This window comes from Caldimonas brevitalea, assembly GCF_001017435.1.
GTDB classification, from domain to species: Bacteria; Pseudomonadota; Gammaproteobacteria; order Burkholderiales; family Burkholderiaceae_C; genus Caldimonas; species Caldimonas brevitalea.
Map to the genome: position 1 here is coordinate 2991276 of NZ_CP011371.1, position 16130 is coordinate 3007405.

Genomic DNA, 16130 nt, shown 5'->3' on the forward strand with positions numbered 1-16130 from the left:
CGGCCGCGGGCCACGGGGGGAAGGGCATGCTATGAACGGCGAATGGCAGCCGTGTGACGCCCGACCGGGGCCGCCGGCATCGTGATCGTCGCCACGCTCGGCTGTCGCGAGCCTGTGTCAAGATCGGCGGCGCCCGCGACCGCCGGCCGCTGCTGGCGTTACCCGGCCTGGGCACCGGGGCGGGCGGCGCACGAACAGGGAAGGAACCATCGCATGGATGTTGCCGTGGCGTCAGCCTCCGGCCTGCAACGGATGAAACGGATCGCGCTGGGCCTGCTGCTGGCCGCCGCTGCGCTCTATGCGGTCGCCACCGCCTTGCAAGGCCACCACCCCGCATGGCACTACGTGGCCGCCTTCGCCGAGGCGGCGATGGTCGGCGCGGTGGCCGACTGGTTCGCGGTGGTGGCGCTGTTTCGGCACCCGCTGGGGCTGCCGATACCGCACACGGCCATCATCCCCAACAACAAGGCGCGCATCGGCCGCAACCTGGCCGCCTTCATCCTGGGCAACTTCCTGAGCACCGAGCAGGTGCTGGGCAAGTTGCGCGGCTTTGACGCGGCGTCGCGCCTGGCCGGCTGGCTGGCACAGCCCGAGCACGCGGCGCGCATCGGCGAGTACTGCCGCGCGGCGGCCCGCTACGGCCTCGACGCGCTCGACGACGACCGCATCACCGCCTTCATCCGCCGCACCGTGCTCGGCAAGCTCGAACAAGTCGACGTGGCGCGCCTGACCGGCCAGGTGCTGGACGTGCTGACCGCCGAGCGCCGCCACCAGGCCTTGCTGGACGAGGTGCTGCAGCAGATCGGCGCGCTGCTCGAGAAGGACGACGTGAAGGCGAAGATCGCCGAGGTGATCGCCGGCGAGGTGCGCTACCTGCGCTACCTGGGTCTCGACACCATCGCCGGCCACATGGCGACCAGCAAGATCGTCGCGGGGGTGGGCCGCATCATCGGCGAGATGGGGGCGGACGAAGCGCATCCGCTGCGGCTGCGTTTCGACGCCTTCATGGCCGAGTTCATCGTCAAGCTCAAGGAAGACCCGGCCTTCCACCAGAAGGGCGAGGACATCAAGCAGGAGGCGCTGGCCCACCCGGCGCTGGCGGAGTACCTGCGGGGTCTGTGGCAGGAGCTGCTGGCGTGGCTGCACGCCGACTTGCAACGTGAAGACTCGGCGCTCGGCCGGCGCATCGGCGAGGCCGCGCTGACGCTTGGCCGCAAGCTGCAGACCGACGCTGCGATGCGCGAGTGGATCAACGGGCAACTGCTGGCGGCAGCGCCGCGGTGGATCGACCACTACCGCGAGGACATCGGCCACTACATCGTGGCCCGCGTCGACGCCTGGAACACGGCCGAGATGACCTCCGAGCTGGAGCGCAACATCGGCCGCGACCTGCAGTTCGTGCGCATCAACGGCACGCTGGTGGGCGGCTCGATCGGGCTGTTGATCCACGCCGTGACGCAGTGGTGGCGAGGGTGAGGTGACACGATCGCTCGAGGTGGGCGAACTTGTGTCGGGCGGTCGAAGAAACTTGCAGGCGCACACACTTCGACGTGAAACATGCCATGAAGTTCTTGCATGCCTCCTTCAGAATGTCGACGCCTGTGGCAGGGCCTCGATCAGGGCACTGCTCCATGCTCCACTGTGGCTGTAACCCGTTGCACTCGATCGTCAGCCGTCACCGTTTTCTCATGCTGTGCGGCGATGCTGCTGTGCGCTTGAGTTGAGAACCAACACGAAAACGGAGGACTCTTGAAGATCGATATTCGACCCATCACGCTCGCGGCCGCCCTGCTGGCCTCTGCCGTCGCTCATGCCGTGCCGCTGACGACACCCGATAAGGTGCTGGACCCCACGGTCGTCTCCGGGTATGACCACCCCTCACTCGCTGGCGACATCGTGGCGAGCAAGACCGGCAGTTTCCAGTACGAGGACTGGGAGTTCGGCGACGGGATCACCGAGCGGGATGTGCGCGGCACCGTCACCTCGAGCGTGGTCCGGTCGGACGACGGCACGCTCGACTTCTATTGGCAGGTGGCGCTCGACCCCGGCTCCGATCCGGCCTGGGATTTCGTGACCTCGTTCCAAGGTTTGTACAACGCCGGCATCACCTACGACGCCGGCACGTTGGACCACCCGATCGACTCGGCGCCGCATTCGGTGGTGCGCTGGGAGGACGTCCCCGGGGGCGACTTCGGTGCGATCGACTTCCACTTCGACTCCATGGCGCCGGGCGCAAGAACGGAGTGGTTCTTCCTCGACACCAACGCGACGAGCTTCGGCGAGACCGGCCAGGTCAGCCTGCGGCGTGACATCTATGGGCGCCCCAACTCGAACGTCCTGACCACGTTCGCCCCTGTGGTGCCCGAGCCGTCCACCTACGGCTTGCTGGCCGTCGGCGCGCTGGTGCTCGGCGCTCGCCTGCGGGCCCAGCGCAAGCGCACGGTCTGACAGGCCGGGCGTGACACGCTGCTTCAGCAGCAGCGGTTGACGCGCAGGAGCGCACTCTCGGTCGCGACCGGCGGTTCGTGTGCATCAACGGCACACAGATCGCCGGCTCGGTCGGCCTGTTGAATCGGCCTGTTGATTCACAGCGTGACGCAGGGGTGGCGCGGCTGATCCAGAGGCGAGGGGGGCGGGCGGCAGGGTGTCACCCCAACTCTTCATCCGCCTCGATCAGCAATTCGAGACGGGAGACGCCGTGGGCGCCCGTCTTGGCGGTCACCCGGAGCGGCTGGCCCGCCGGGACCAACCGGCGAAACCGGTAATCGAGCGAGTCGGTGCTGCCGGGGTTTTCGGTGGCGAGCCGGCGTGACCACTCCTGTCGCCCGTCGACGTCGATGCGCAGGCTGTGCCAGGCGTCGGCGCCGCCACGGTGGGCGACGACATAGCGGCAGGAGATCTCGAAGATGCGGTCGTGATGGGCGTCGGCCGGGATGTCGAGCGTGGCGACGTCCGCGGTACCCGCCTCGGCGACCCAGCGCTCGGCGCGGCGCGGCGGGAGAGGGGCTGACATGGGCATGGCGTCAGAAAGCAAAGGCACGGCAGGGGCGGCATCCTCGCATACCCGAAGTGGGCGCGCCCGAGCAGGGCCATTGGAATCGGGGGTGGCGGCCGCACGGCGACGCGTCGGGGCGTCGCTCTCTGTTACCGTGCCGGCATGCCAGCCACGCCCGTCGCCATCGAGATCCCCGCCTGGACCTGGCTGGCCGGCCACCCGTGGTTGTACCCGGTCCTGGAGGCGCTGCACATCTGCGGCATCGCGCTGTTGCTCGGCAGCCTGGTGCTGTTCGAGTTGCGTGTCTGGGGCCTGGGCACGACCTTGCCGCCCCAGGCCCTGGGTCGGCTCGCGCTGGGCGTGAGCCTGGCCGGCTTCTCACTCGCGGCCGCCACCGGCTTGCTGATGTTCTCGACCCAGCCTGCCGAGCTGCTGGTCAACCGCGCCTTCCGGCTCAAGTTCGCGCTGCTGACGCTGGCCGGCCTCAACGCGGCGGCCTTCCATGCACGCGGCGGCCTTGCCAAGCTCGATGCCATGGCACGGCTGCAGACCGTGGTGTCCCTGGGGCTTTGGCTCGCTGTCATCATCTGCGGACGCTGGATCGCCTACGCCTGACCTGGAGCCCGAAGCATGCAACGACGCACCCTGTTGACCGCCACTGGCGCCATGTTCCTGCCTTGGCTCAGCCCGGCAGCCCGGGCCCACCACGGCTGGAGTGGATTCGATCAGAACCGACCCCTGTACCTCGAAGGGGATGCCGCTACGGTGCGGTGGCGCAACCCGCACGTCGAGATCGACCTCGAACTGCGCCCTGGGCTGGCGCTGCCGCCCGACCTGGCGCAGCGCCAGGTGCCGGCCCAGACCTCGCCGGTGGACGCGCCGGCCTTGTTGCGCAGCACCCGCCTGCCGGACCGCAAGGACCGGCGCTGGACGGTCGAGTTGGCGCCGCTCGCCCGCATGCAAGCTTGGCAGGTGGCCGAGATCAAACCGGGCACAACAATCGCGGTGGTCGGATTCACCACTGCGGGGGAACAGGGGCCGCCGGTGTTGCGAGCCGAATATCTGTTCGTGGCCGGCAAGGCGTACGCGCTGCGCTCGTCACCGGTCTGACACACGCCGGGCGCAGCCTGGCGGAAGGCCGAGGACGCGGCCGGCTGCAACGTCCGGTGACAGTTTCGGGCGGCGCCGGGTGCACACTGCTTTCCCTGCTTCGGCCCGGCTGCGGGGCGTCCGCATCGGCGCGTGGTGTCCAGTCGGGGTCGAAGAGCGTCCGCCAAAGGGAGGTGAGGCGAGCCCATGTCAGCAGCACGAGGTCCACACAAGCCGCACTGGCGCCGCAAAGATGCGCCTACATCCAATGCGGACGATCCTCTCGACGAGGACGACAACACGCGCATCGACCCGTTCGTGCTGGATGGCGACGGTGATGCCGTGCCCACCCCAGCACCCGCACCGGGGCCCGCAGCCGTGCCACGTCCGGCGGCGCCGGTGCCCGCACCGCCCGCCACTGCGCGGGCAGAGCCTGCCCCGTCGCCTGCCCCGTCACCTGCACCCGCCACAGCGTCGCCGTCCCGCGGCGGTGTCGGCGGCACCTTGCCCGGCAGCGCGCCCGGCAACGGCACACCGGTGCGCCAGGTTGGCCGCTACCAGATCCACGAGCGCATCGGCAGCGGTGCGATGGCCAGCGTGTTCAAGGCGCACGACCCGAGCATCGGGCGCGACGTCGCCATCAAATTCTTGTTGCCGGCCTTGTGCGAAGAAGAGGCCTACCGCGCCCGCTTCCTGAGGGAAGCGCGCGCGGCCGGCGGCTTGTCGCACCCGAACATCGTGACCGTCTACGACGTGGGCGAGATCGAAGGCCGTCCCTATATGGCGATGGAGCTGGTCGAGGGCCAGCCGCTCAGCGACGTGATGGAACACGGCAAGCCGCTGGCGCTCAAGGACGTGCTGGTGATGGGCATCCAGCTGGCGCGCGCGCTCGACTACGCGCACTCCCGGGGCATCGTGCACCGTGACATCAAGCCGGCCAACATCATCCGGCTCAAGGGCAGCCGCACCATCAAGGTGACCGACTTCGGCATCGCCCACATGGACAGCCCGGCGGGCGAACATCGCACGCGTGTCGGGGACATCCTCGGCACGCCGCAGTACATGTCGCCCGAGCAGGCGCAAGGCAGCAAGATCGACGGTCGCTCCGACCTGTTCTCGACCGGCATCGTGCTCTACCAGATGCTCACCGGCCAGCGGCCCTTCCTCGGTGAAAGCCTGGTCACGCTGGCGGTGCAGATCGCCAACGAAGAGCCGCCGCCGATCGACAAGCTCCGGCCCGGGCTGCCGCCGGCGATGCGGCGCCTGGTGGAGCGCTGCCTCGCGAAGGCGCCCGAGCGCCGCTTCCAATCCGGCAAGGAACTCGCCGAAGCGCTCAACCGCGTGCTGGTCGACCTCGAGGAGAGCAAGCGCGAACACGAGCGGCCGCGCATCGTCCCGCTGCGGGTCAAGTGGGCGGCGATGATGGCGCTGATCGTCGCGGCGGTGATGGCACTGACCGCCACCGTGATCACGCAGCGGCAATACGCGTCGATGATGAGCCAGGTGACCGACTACGGCGCGGCGCTGTCGCGGTTCATCGCGGCCCAGAATGCGGTGGCGGCCTTGTCGGAGGATTGGATCGCGGTCGAGGTGGCGGTCGAGGAAATCATGAAGACCGGCGATTTCGACAGCGTCACGGTGATCGACCGTGAAGGTCTCGTGCGTGCCGCCAGCCGCGACAAGCTGGTCGGGCAAGCCTACAAGGCGCCGACGAGCGAGCTGCTGGGGGTCCGCCCCGGCAATGTGCAGGTGTCGCGCTACCTGGTCGGCGGCGAGACCGTGCTCGGCTTCGAGGCGCCGATCATCTTCCAGGACAAGCGGGTCGGCTGGGTCGCCCTGGGGCTGCCGGAGCGGCCGCTGGCCCAGGTCGCGCGCCTGTCGATGGTCTTGATGGCGGTGCTGGTCGTGGTGACTGTGCTGGCCGTGGCGATCGCGATGTATTTCGTGGCCGACTGGTTTGCCCAGCCGATCAAGCTGATCGGCGAATCGATGGCCGAGGTGGCGCGCGGGCGCTACGACCACCGCATTCGCGAGACACGCCGCGACGAGTTCGGGCTGCTCTATACGGCCTTCGACCGCATGGCGCAGGCGCTGCAGGACCGCCACAGCAGCCTCGGTACCGCCTCGATGCCGCACGCCGACACGCCACCACCACCGCCGCCCGCGCCCGCGGGCCCGACGGCGGCAGCCACCACCCCCGTCAGCGACGGGCCGGGCCCGGCACCTCAAGCCTGAGCCAGGGGGAGCCGCCATGCCGTGCGCCTTGCTTGCGTGCCGCCGCCTCGCGCGGCTGTTGCTGACGCTGACGCTGGCCGGCGTGATGGTTGCCGGCTGCGCCAGCCGCCCCCCCATCGCGCCGGGCCAGGTGCTGGCCCGCAACGACCGGTTCGTCCTGTACCAGCCGATGCGGGGAGAGACGCTGCGCTCGATTGCCGAGCTGTTCCTCGGGGACGCGGAGCAGCACTGGGTGATCGGCGATTTCAACGGCATCACCCGGCCCAGCGAAGACCTGCCGCTGGCCGTGCCGCTGAAGCCGGTCAACCGGGCCGGCGTGCACGGCGATCACTACCAGACGGTGCCCATCCTGTGCTACCACCGCTTCGGCTACGGCGGCGGCAAGATGAACGTGTCGCCCGCCCGTTTCGCGGCCCAGCTCGACTGGCTCGCCCGCCACGGCTACCACGTGCTGCGCCTCGACGAGCTGGCGGAGTATCTCGAGGGCCGGCGCGCAGTGCCGCGCCGTTCGGTGGTGATCACGGTCGACGACGGCTACGAATCGTTCTACCGCTATGCCGCCCCCCTGTTGCGCCGCCACGGCTTTCCCGTCACCTTGTTCGTCTACACCGATTTTGTCGGCGCAGGGGATGCGGTCGACTGGTCCCAGCTGCGTGAGCTGGCCGCTTCGGGGCTGGTGGACATCCAGCCCCATTCCAAGACGCACCGCAACCTCAGCGAGCGGGGCGAGGGCGAGTCGGAGGAGGCGTACCGGCAGGCGCTGCAGATGGAAACGGCAGGCCCGCGCGAGCTTCTGGAGCGGCGCCTGAAGGTCAAGGTGCGCCACTACGCCTATCCCTACGGCGATGCCAACGAGGCCGTGCTCGAGACGCTGGAGCGTCACAAGTACCGGCTCGCCGTGACGGTCAATCCTGGCGGCAACGCCTTTTTCGCGCAGCCGCTGCTGCTGCGCCGGAGCATGGTGCAGCGTGACGACGACCTGGAGGACTTCAAGGCCAAACTGCAGGTGACCCGGGGGTTCAAAGCGCCATGAGCTGCAGCCCGTCGCCGCTTCGCTGGCTCATCGCTGCACTGGTCGTCGCGGCCCTGTCGGGCTGCGCGACGGGCCCGGACGGCGGGGCGGTGGACGACGCCGATCTGCCGGCCCTGACCTCGTCCCCGCATGCCGGCTACGAGTTGCGGCAGCGCCGGCGCGCCCTGTCGCTGGCCCGCCAGGAGCGCTGGGCCGAAGCCGCGATCGCCTGGGAGTTGCTGGTGCTGCTGCGGCCCGACGTGCCGGCCTACCGGCAGCGGCTCGACGAGGTGCGTCGGCAGGTCGAGGCGGCCGCCGCCGAACACGGTCGGCGCGGCGCCGCGGCGCGCAAACGCGGCGACCTCGAGCGGGCGGCGGCCCACTACCTGAGCGTGCTCGCCTTGCAACCCGACGACGAACGTGCGGCCGACGCCTTGCGTGCGATCGAGCGCGAGCGCAACCGCCGCGCCTATCTCACGCGCTCGCCGCGTGGCGGCAGCACACCACCTGCCGACGATGCGCGGCCCATGGCGCCTGCCGGCGAGCTGTCGGGCGCCGATCCGGGCGAGCCCGGGGCCCGCTTGCCTCGCCGTTGAGGCGGCGGCACCCTTCGTCGCAAGAAGCCGGCCGGCGCCCCGGGCGCCCGACGTGCCACGCCCGGCGTCACTGCAGCTTCTTGTACTTCTCTTTCAGGTTGACGGCCTTGCCGCGTTCGAGCCGGGCCGTTTCGTGCTCCGGATCGAGTTCAAGCACCCGGTCCCAGTTGCGGATCGCGCCGTCCAGGTCTTGTTTCGCAAAGGCGCTGCGTGCCTTGACCGTGTAGCGCGACAGCAATTGCTTGCGCAGCGACGCGATCTTGGGGGCGGCGGCCGCGGTTTGTCCGAGCGTCCCGGCGCGCTGGTATTCGGTCAGCGCGCGCTCCAGGTCGCCGCCGCGCTCCGCGGCCGCGGCACTGCGCAGCGCCTTCTCGCCGGGGGTGGGCTCGGGCGGCGGGGCGGGTGGAGGTGGAGGTGGCGGTGCCGGCGGTGGTGGTGGTGGTGGTAGTGGCGGCGGCGGCGGCGCGACGACCACGGGCGGCGGCGGCGGCACGTCCTTGCGTGGCTCCACCCGCGGTTCCGGCCGCGGTGCCGCCGGCAGCTCCCGCTCGATCGCACCCGGTGGCGGCGCCTTGCCGGGCACACGGATGATCTGGCCGCCGGTGACCTGGCGCGGCTCCTTGATGCCGTTGTAGCGGGCCAGGATGTAGAACGAGTAGATGTCGTTCATGAAACGCCCGGCGATCTTCGACAAGGTGTCGCTCGGGCGCACCGTGTAGGCGAACGACTCGCGGCCGAGCACGGCCACCGGGTCCGCGGTGATCTGCCGGGTCAGGTTGTGGGCGAGCCGGTTGTGGGGGTCGAGGGCCAGCGCACGCTGCAATTCGAGTTTGGCTTGCTCCTCGTTGCCGGCCTCGAGCAGGTCGGCTGCGGCAATCGAGTGTTTCTGCGCTTGTGCCTGCATCGCGCCGGATCGCGGCGCGGGAGACGGCGGCACTTCTCGAACGGCGCCCGGTACCTCGGGCGGCTTCGGTGCCGTCTGGCAGGCCGCAAGCACGGCGGTCAGGGCACACAGCAGGGCGGCACGCTGGTTCTTCATGAAGTTCAATGTCATCCGTTAGCCAGTCGTTCGCAAATCGGAAAGATAAAAAAGAGCGCGACTGCAGTACGACGAGGCTCAAAGCCCCGGCCGCCATTGTGCGCGATCCGTCGGGACTGTCCGAGGCGATGCTATCGGGTCGATACGAAAGTTAAATCGTGCGCGACGCAGGGCGGGACCCGCACTTGCCAGGGAAAGAAGGCGTGTCCAGCCGCGGCTGGCCCTCTTCAACTCATGCAAGGAGCGCCCCATGTTTGCACACAACAAACGCTTACAGTACACCGTCCGTGTCAATGAAACCAATCCCGGCCTCGCGAATCTGCTGCTCGAACAGTTCGGCGGGCCGCAAGGCGAGCTGGCTGCCGCCTGCCGTTACTTCACGCAAGCCCTGGCCGAAGACGATCCCGGCCGCAAGGACATGCTGATGGACATCGCGACCGAGGAACTCAGCCACCTGGAGGTGATCGGCACCATTGTCGCCATGCTCAACAAGGGCGCGAAGGGCAAGCTGGCAGAAGGTGTCGACACGGAAGCCGAGATGTACCGCTCGATCAGCGGTGGCGGCAATGACTCGCACGTCACCCAGGTGCTCTACGGCGGCGGACCCGCGCTGGTCAACTCGGGCGGCCAGTTGTGGAATGCCGGCTACATCGACTCCATCGGCGACCCGTCTTGCGACCTGCGCTCGAACATCGCCGCCGAAGCGCGCGCCAAGATCATCTATGAGCGCCTGATCAACTGCACCGACGACCCCGGCGTCAAGGAGGCCCTCGGCTTCCTGATGACGCGCGAGATCGCGCACCAGCAGTCGTTCGAGAAAGCCTTGTACTCCATGCAACCGAACTTCCCTCCGGGCAAGCTGCCGGGCGACCCCCGCTTCACCAATGTGTACTTCAACATGTCACAGGGTGAAGGCGACGCCCGCGGGCCGTGGAACAGCGACGACAACTTCCAGTACATCTCGGATCGCGACCAACAGCTGGCGGTGGACGGTGGCAGCGGTTTGCCCGAGGTGGCGCTGAAGGCCGACGAGGCCGCGGCGGTGACGCAGCTGGCGACCCGGACCGCCTCCGACCCGGCGTCCGACCCGATGACCGGTGCCGAGTTGGGCGCCGGCGTGACGGGTATGGATGCGACTGACCCGGCCTTGGCCCAGGCGGCGGCGCGGACGCGTCGCGGCGGCCCGGGCGCCGGCAAGGCTCACTGAGGCAGCCGCGCCTCCGCAGATCGACGGCCCGGGGAGCGTGACGGCACCCGGGCCGTTGCTGCCGCCGCGTGGCACCCTCAGGCACACGCGGCAGGCAGGCAAGCAGGCGCGCATTGAATCCGTCCGTTCTCGCTGGAGCTTTTCTGTGGCTTCTACCGACCGTCTGGAAGATCGTCCGCGCCCTCCGGCGCTGCCGTTGTGGCATAACCCGCGACGCAGGTTGGGGCTGTTGCTGTGGGTCGCGGGGGCCTGCTCGGGCCTGTGGTTGCTGTGGCAGCATGTGGCGCCCTCCGACCCCCGCGTGGCGCAGGCCTGGCTCGGCGGGCTGATGGCGGCCGGCGCGACGGCTCTGGGCACGTTGCCGGTGCTGCTGTCGCAATCGCCGCCCTCGGAGCGGGTGCGCGACGCGATGCTCGGATTCGGGGCCGGCGTGATGCTCGCCGCCTGCGCCTTCTCACTCATCGTGCCCGGCCTGGAAGCTGCGCGGGAGCAGGGCGCGGGTCAATGGGGGGCGGGGCTGATGGTGGCGGGCGGCGTCCTGCTCGGCGGTGCTTTCGTGCTGACGCTCGACCGCTGGCTGCCGCACGAACATTTCATCAAGGGCCGCGAGGGCCGGCAGGCCCATCTGCTCAAGCGCACTTGGCTGTTCGTCTTCGCGATCGCGCTGCACAACCTGCCCGAGGGGCTGGCGATCGGCGTTGCCTTTGCCGGCACCGACCCGCTCGCCGCCAGCGCCCTGGCCACCGGCATCTCGATCCAGGACGTGCCCGAGGGCCTGGTGGTGGCGCTCGCCTTGCGCAGCGCCGGCTATGGCCGGTGGATGTCGGGCGGGCTGGGCGCCGCGTCGGGGCTGGTCGAGCCCGCGGGCGCGGTGCTGGGCGCAGCCGTGATCGGCTTGTCAGCCGCCTTGCTGCCGTGGGGCCTGGCGTTTGCGGCCGGCGCGATGTTGTATGTCATCAGTCACGAGATCATCCCCGAGTCGCACCGGCAGGGCCATGAGGCGCACGCGACGGTGGGCCTGATGATCGGTTTCGTGATCATGATGTTGCTCGACACCGCGCTGGGCTGAGTGAGGCCCGCGCGGCGCGAGGTATCAGGCCGCCAGCGGGTGCTGCCGGGCAGCGCCGGTGCCGTCGAGCCGGAAGGTTTCGACCGCCTGCGCGAGCTTCTGGGCATGCGACTTGAGGCTGTCCGACGCGGCCGTCGACTGTTCCACCAACGCCGAGTTCTGCTGCGTCATGCGGTCGAGTTCGTCGACCGCCGTCTTCACGTGGCCGATGCTCAGCGCCTGCTCGCGGGACGCGGCGGAAATGTCGCCGATCATGTCGGTGACCTTCTGCACGCTGTCGACGATCTCCTTCATCGTCGAGCCGGCGTCGTTGACGATGGCCGAGCCCTGCTCGACGCGGTCGACGCTCAAGCCGATCAGCGACTTGATCTCCTTGGCGGCCTCGGCCGAACGGCCGGCCAGGCTGCGCACCTCCGATGCCACGACCGCGAAGCCGCGGCCCTGTTCGCCGGCCCGCGCGGCTTCCACCGCGGCATTGAGGGCCAGGATGTTGGTCTGGAAGGCGATGCCGTCGATCACGCCGATGATGTCGGCGATCTTCTTGCTGCTGTCGTTGATGTCGCCCATGGTGTGCACCACACGGTCGACCAGCTCCCCGCCGCGGCGGGCGATCTCGGCGGCAGCGCCGGCCAGCTCGCTGGCGCGGCGCGAGGCCTCGGCCGATTGTTCGACGGTGGCGCTGAGCTGCTCCATCGAACTGGCGGTCTCCTGCAGGCTGCTCACGGTCTGTTCGGTGCGGCGGTTCAGGTCGTGGCTGCCGGTGGCGACCTCCGAACTGGCCGAGCGGATCGACTCGCAGGCGTGACGGATGTCGCCCACCATCTCGCGCAGCGACGTGTGCATCTTGGCCAGCGATTGCGACAGCTGCCCGCATTCGTCCGCGCCGCCGCCTTGCAGGCGGCCGGTCAGGTCACCGGTGGCGATGCGGGAGGCGGCGTCTTGCGCGGTGCCCAGCGGCCGCACGATGCTGCGGGTGAGGGCGATGCCGAGGCCCAGCGCCATCAACGCGGCGACACCGAACACGGTGATGTTGACCCAGCGCGTTTCGTCGAGGCCTTCGATGATCTGCTCGGCACTGGCCTTCACGCGCGTGTCCTGCAATGCGTACAGCTGGTCGGCCACGCCGAGGTACTCCTTGGACACCTGGCGGAAGGTCTGCATCTTCTCGCTCAGCGCGGCGCTGTCGCCGCTTTGCTTGGCGGCCATCATTGCATCGCGGGTGGCCAGGTAGCGTTTGCGCACGGCCACCATCTCGTCCTGCAGCGCCTTGCCTTCCGGGCTGGTTTCGAGTTCAGAGAACTGCTTGACGATCTCGGTGGTCTGGGCCGAGGTCGCCTTGACCTCGGCCGCAATAGCCTCGTTGAAGGCCGGGTCGGCACTGGTCGCGAGCGCCAGCGCGCGCGAGCCGTTGACCGCGATGTTCTGCCGCCATGCGGCTGCCAGCGCATGGCGCTGCGCCTGCACGCCACCGGTTTCCACCGCTTGTTGCCGTACCTGGGCGATGTGCACCAGGCTGAAGGTCAGCGACACGAGCATCAAGATCACCACGAGGCCGAAGCACAGCGCGAGGCGTGGACCGATACGGAGCTTGTTGAGCAGATTCATTGGAATGGTGGGAGGCGATAGGGGGCGTCGTAGCCTTCGGCGCAGGCCGCGGCTGGTGCCGCAGCGTCTGCCGCCCGAGGCCGGGCCTGCCGTTCAGGCCCGTGGCGCTTTATCGGCCGATCGCGTACCGACCTTTAGGGCTTTCTCGTATCCGCCGCGGGCGCGTTCGAGGCGGCCTCAAGCGGCGGCCGCAAGCACTTCCGCACGCGGCGGGTGCCGCAGCGACGCAGGCGCCACCGTGGGTAGCAAGACGATGAACTCGCTGCCCTCGCCGGGCTGGGAGCGCACGAAGATCGACCCGCCGTGCGCCTCGACGATCTTGCGGCTGGTGCTGAGGCCGAGGCCCGCACCCACGCCGTGCGGCCGTGTCGTGTAGAAGGGCTGCCAGATCTTCGGCAGCACGTCGGGGGCAATGCCGGGGCCGTTGTCGAGCACCGAGATCGAGAGCTGCGTCGGCGAGTGCATGCGCGTGCGCACCACCACCCGGCCGTCGCGATCCTGCAGCACCTGCGCGGCGTTGCGGAGCAAGTTGAGCAGCACCTGGTTGATCTGCGCCAGGTCGCATTCGACCGGCTCGGTCTGCCCGAAATCGCGCTGCACCTCGATCTTGCCGAGCAGATGACGGGCCATCGCCAGCATGCGCTCGATGCCGTCCTCGACGCGCACGCGCGCGATGCGGCCGCGGTTCAGCCGCGAGAAGTCGAGCATGTTGAGCACCAGCTGGCCGATGTGGTCGACGCTGCGCATGCCTTCTTGCAACAGTTGGTCGACCGTGTCGAGCGCGTCGAACGACACCAGATCCTCGCGCAGCATCAGCAGCCGCCGCACCCGGCGCGTCAGCTCGGCGTTGCGTTCGTCGCGGCCGGCCTCGTCGGCCGGCTTGGGCTGTGCCATCGCCGTGCTGAGCGCCTCGGCCTCTCCCACCACGGCGGCAATGGTGGCCATCAGCTCGTGGGTGTTCTGCAAGCCGCTGCGCACCGCGGCCAGCGGCGTGGTCACCTCGTGCGCAAGGCCGGCCACCAACTCGCCCAGCGCGTTCATCTTCTGCGCGTGGACCAGCTGGGCCTCGTTGTCCTTCAGCTCGCGCGCCTGGCGTTCCACCAGCGCGGCCAGCCGGCGGCGTTCGCCGAGGTGGCGCTGGATCAGGACGCCCGCAGCGCCGACTGCCAGGGCCAGCAGCAGGGCGCTATAGACCCACAGCCCCCGGGTGTAGGCCGATTGCCTCGCCACTTGCGCGTCGAAGCGCGTCTCCAGGTCGTCGGCCAGCTTGTCGAGCCGCGCTGCCAGCGGCACCGACGCGATCTGCCGCAGCAGCACCGGCTGGCGCTCGCGCAGTTCCAGGATGGCCTCGGCATGCACCAGCGTGTTGCCCATCGGCCCCTCCCAGGCGGCCGGGTCCGCCGCCAGCCGTGCCCGCAGCCGCGACAAGGCCTGCTGCAGCCCCGCGGCACCGGCGCTGTCGGGTGTGGTGTGGTAGCGCAGCGCACGTTGCACCACCGGCGTCAGCACGTCTTCCGCCTGCACCAGCGCAATCGCCGGGCGCTCGCCGCCAGTGCCGGTGCGTCGGGCAGCGGCGAGCTTGCGGCGCAGCGCAGCCGCCACGGCGCTGCTGCCGGGGGTGGCGTCGGGCTGGGTGGCTTGCAGCGTCACCGAGCGTTCGAGCGCATCGGCCACCCCCGGGACGCTGCTGAGCATGCCGTCGGCGGCGGCAGGGGCCGCGGCCGGCTTGTCATGCGCCGCCGCTTCGGGGTCGCGCACGGCGGTGGTCAGGTAGTGCAGCGAATTCTTCAACAGCGCGTGCTGTGACTTGAACTCGTCGACCAGTTCGGTCTTGGTCTGGACGGCCGACTTGATCGATTCGATCACCCCGCGCAGGCGCGGCTCGTCCCACCCCGTGGCCTGCGTTTCCAGTTGGCGCAGCAGGCGATCGAGCGCCGGCAAGGGCCGCGCCAGGGCGTCGTAAGACTTGGCCAGGTCGGCCTGGGCGCGCAGCACCTCGGCGCTCCAATCGCTGTCGAGCTGCCGCAGGTGGCGCACCAGCCCGATCGTGCGGGCGTGGGCGACCGGGTCGGCGCTGTGGCTCAGGGTGTACAGATAGACCCAGCCGGCCCCGAGCAGGGCCAGCACGCCCAGCGCCAGCGCAGATCGCAAGCCTGTGCTCCTCATCGTGTCACTCCACCGTGTCGCCGGTCAGGCTGCCCAGGAACCGGATGATCGCTTCCTTGTCTTCGGCGGGAGCCTGGCGGCCGAGCTGGAACCTGAACATCGCGTCCACCGCTTCTTCCAGCGTGCGGGCGGAGCCGTCGTGGAAGTAGGGCGCGGTCAGCGCGACGTTGCGCAGGCCGGGCACCTTGAAGACGAACAGGTCCGACGGCTTGTCCGTGACGTTGTAGCGGCCGCGGTCGGCATCGGTGAGCGGGCGCCCGGCCACGCCGCGGGCCTGGAAGTAGTCGCCGACGACGCCGAAGCGCTGGAACATGTTGCCGCCGACGTTCACGCCCTGGTGGCAGCCGGCGCAGCCATACGCCTTGAACCGCTCGTAGCCGCGCCGCTCGTCGTCGGTGATCGCATGCACATCGCCCTGCAGGTAACGGTCGAAGCGCGACGGCGTCAGCAGCGAGCGCTGGTAGACGGCGAGCGCATCGGCCACCGTGTCTGCGGTGAGCCCCTCCGGATAGGCCTCCTCGAAGCGCTGCACCAGCTCGCTGTCGCGCCGGAGCTTGCCCAGCAGCTCATCCCAGCTGGAATTGAACACCCGCGGGCTGCGCAGCACGATGCCGACGACCTCTTCGAGGGAGGCGGCGCCGCCACTCCACTGCTGGCGGAAGTTGAGGGCCGCGTTCAGCACTGTGGGCGTGTTGTAGACATGGGTGACACCACCGGAGCCGACCGACAAGCGGCGGGGATCAGCGCCGCCATGGCGCGGGCTGTGGCACGAGATGCAGGCCACGGTGTTGTCTTTGGCGAAGCGGGTGTCGCGAAACAGCTGGGCGCCGAGCGCCAGCTGGCGGGGGTCGGCAGCCGGCTTGGCCGGCAAGGGCGCCAACGGCTCCTCGGACGGCGCAACTGCGCTCGCACCGGTGACTGTGCCGCACAGCGCGGCCAGCCATGCGACCACCGTCCTCTGCGCACCCATCGCTCCTCCCTTGCGGCACCCCGCTGCCGTCAGACGTCGGAATGTAAGGGCAGGGCGCCCATGGCAACAGTGACGGGTTTGCCAGGGTGAGCGGGCGGTCGTTTGGACCGGCGCAGCGGCAGCGGCCCCGCGCCGTCGCTACAACAT

Annotated in this window: 14 protein-coding genes; 9 read left to right on the top strand and 5 right to left on the bottom strand. The window is 69.6% G+C overall.

Features of this window, described 5'->3' with window-relative positions; translation table 11 throughout:
• Positions 1–213: 213 nt before the first annotated feature.
• Both AAW51_RS13270 and AAW51_RS13275 read left to right on the top strand, forming a co-directional pair.
• Complete coding sequence (locus AAW51_RS13270; protein WP_238947854.1) at positions 214–1476, top strand: DUF445 domain-containing protein; 1263 nt, start codon at positions 214–216, stop codon at positions 1474–1476.
• 273 nt (positions 1477–1749) lie between these two features.
• Entirely contained in the window at positions 1750–2448 is a 699-nt protein-coding gene (locus AAW51_RS13275; RefSeq protein ID WP_047195003.1) for a PEP-CTERM sorting domain-containing protein, read from the top strand.
• A 199-nt stretch (positions 2449–2647) separates the two neighbouring features.
• Here the strand turns inward: AAW51_RS13275 and AAW51_RS13280 are convergent, their stop codons facing one another.
• The gene (locus AAW51_RS13280) at positions 2648–3013 is read right to left on the bottom strand and encodes a hypothetical protein (RefSeq protein WP_053013531.1); all 366 of its coding nucleotides are present in this window, start codon (positions 3011–3013) and stop codon (positions 2648–2650) included.
• A gap of 144 nt (positions 3014–3157) precedes the next feature.
• Between AAW51_RS13280 and AAW51_RS13285 the strand changes: the two genes are divergently transcribed.
• The 5 genes from AAW51_RS13285 to AAW51_RS13305 all read left to right on the top strand — a co-directional run bounded on the left by AAW51_RS13285 (position 3158) and on the right by AAW51_RS13305 (position 7927).
• Complete coding sequence (locus tag AAW51_RS13285; protein WP_047195005.1) at positions 3158–3610, top strand: hypothetical protein; 453 nt, start codon at positions 3158–3160, stop codon at positions 3608–3610.
• Between the two features lie 15 nt (positions 3611–3625).
• On the top strand, positions 3626–4105 hold the full coding sequence (locus AAW51_RS13290) for a DUF6152 family protein (RefSeq protein ID WP_047195006.1): 480 nt from the start codon (positions 3626–3628) through the stop codon (positions 4103–4105).
• A gap of 186 nt (positions 4106–4291) precedes the next feature.
• Complete coding sequence (locus tag AAW51_RS13295; protein WP_157359868.1) at positions 4292–6319, top strand: protein kinase domain-containing protein; 2028 nt, start codon at positions 4292–4294, stop codon at positions 6317–6319.
• A gap of 16 nt (positions 6320–6335) precedes the next feature.
• Complete coding sequence (locus AAW51_RS28120; RefSeq protein ID WP_053013533.1) at positions 6336–7352, top strand: polysaccharide deacetylase family protein; 1017 nt, start codon at positions 6336–6338, stop codon at positions 7350–7352.
• Positions 7349–7927 (top strand): tetratricopeptide repeat protein, encoded by a 579-nt coding sequence (locus AAW51_RS13305; RefSeq protein WP_047195007.1) that lies wholly within the window; start codon positions 7349–7351, stop codon positions 7925–7927. The genes AAW51_RS28120 and AAW51_RS13305 overlap by 4 nt, the downstream gene beginning before the upstream one ends.
• A gap of 67 nt (positions 7928–7994) precedes the next feature.
• On the opposite strand, the gene AAW51_RS13310 is transcribed toward AAW51_RS13305, so the two are convergent.
• Positions 7995–8981: a LysM peptidoglycan-binding domain-containing protein gene (locus AAW51_RS13310; protein ID WP_083438272.1), complete on the bottom strand. Its 987-nt coding sequence runs from the start codon at positions 8979–8981 to the stop codon at positions 7995–7997.
• A gap of 235 nt (positions 8982–9216) precedes the next feature.
• On the opposite strand from AAW51_RS13310, the gene AAW51_RS13315 reads away from it, so the two are divergent.
• Positions 9217–10173, top strand: a complete 957-nt coding sequence (locus AAW51_RS13315; protein ID WP_047195009.1) for a manganese catalase family protein — start codon at positions 9217–9219, stop codon at positions 10171–10173.
• A gap of 220 nt (positions 10174–10393) precedes the next feature.
• Positions 10394–11242: a ZIP family metal transporter gene (locus AAW51_RS13320; protein WP_417903619.1), complete on the top strand. Its 849-nt coding sequence runs from the start codon at positions 10394–10396 to the stop codon at positions 11240–11242.
• A 24-nt stretch (positions 11243–11266) separates the two neighbouring features.
• On the opposite strand, the gene AAW51_RS13325 is transcribed toward AAW51_RS13320, so the two are convergent.
• From AAW51_RS13325 to AAW51_RS13335, 3 genes are all read right to left on the bottom strand, one after another.
• Positions 11267–12847: a methyl-accepting chemotaxis protein gene (locus AAW51_RS13325; protein WP_047195010.1), complete on the bottom strand. Its 1581-nt coding sequence runs from the start codon at positions 12845–12847 to the stop codon at positions 11267–11269.
• Positions 12848–13024: 177 nt separating this feature from the next.
• The gene (locus AAW51_RS13330; RefSeq protein WP_047195011.1) at positions 13025–14998 is read right to left on the bottom strand and encodes a DAHL domain-containing protein; all 1974 of its coding nucleotides are present in this window, start codon (positions 14996–14998) and stop codon (positions 13025–13027) included.
• Between the two features lie 19 nt (positions 14999–15017).
• Positions 15018–15983 carry a cytochrome-c peroxidase gene (locus AAW51_RS13335; RefSeq protein ID WP_047195012.1) on the bottom strand — a complete coding sequence of 322 codons (966 nt, stop codon included), beginning with the start codon at positions 15981–15983 and terminating at the stop codon, positions 15018–15020.
• Positions 15984–16130: the final 147 nt, after the last annotated feature.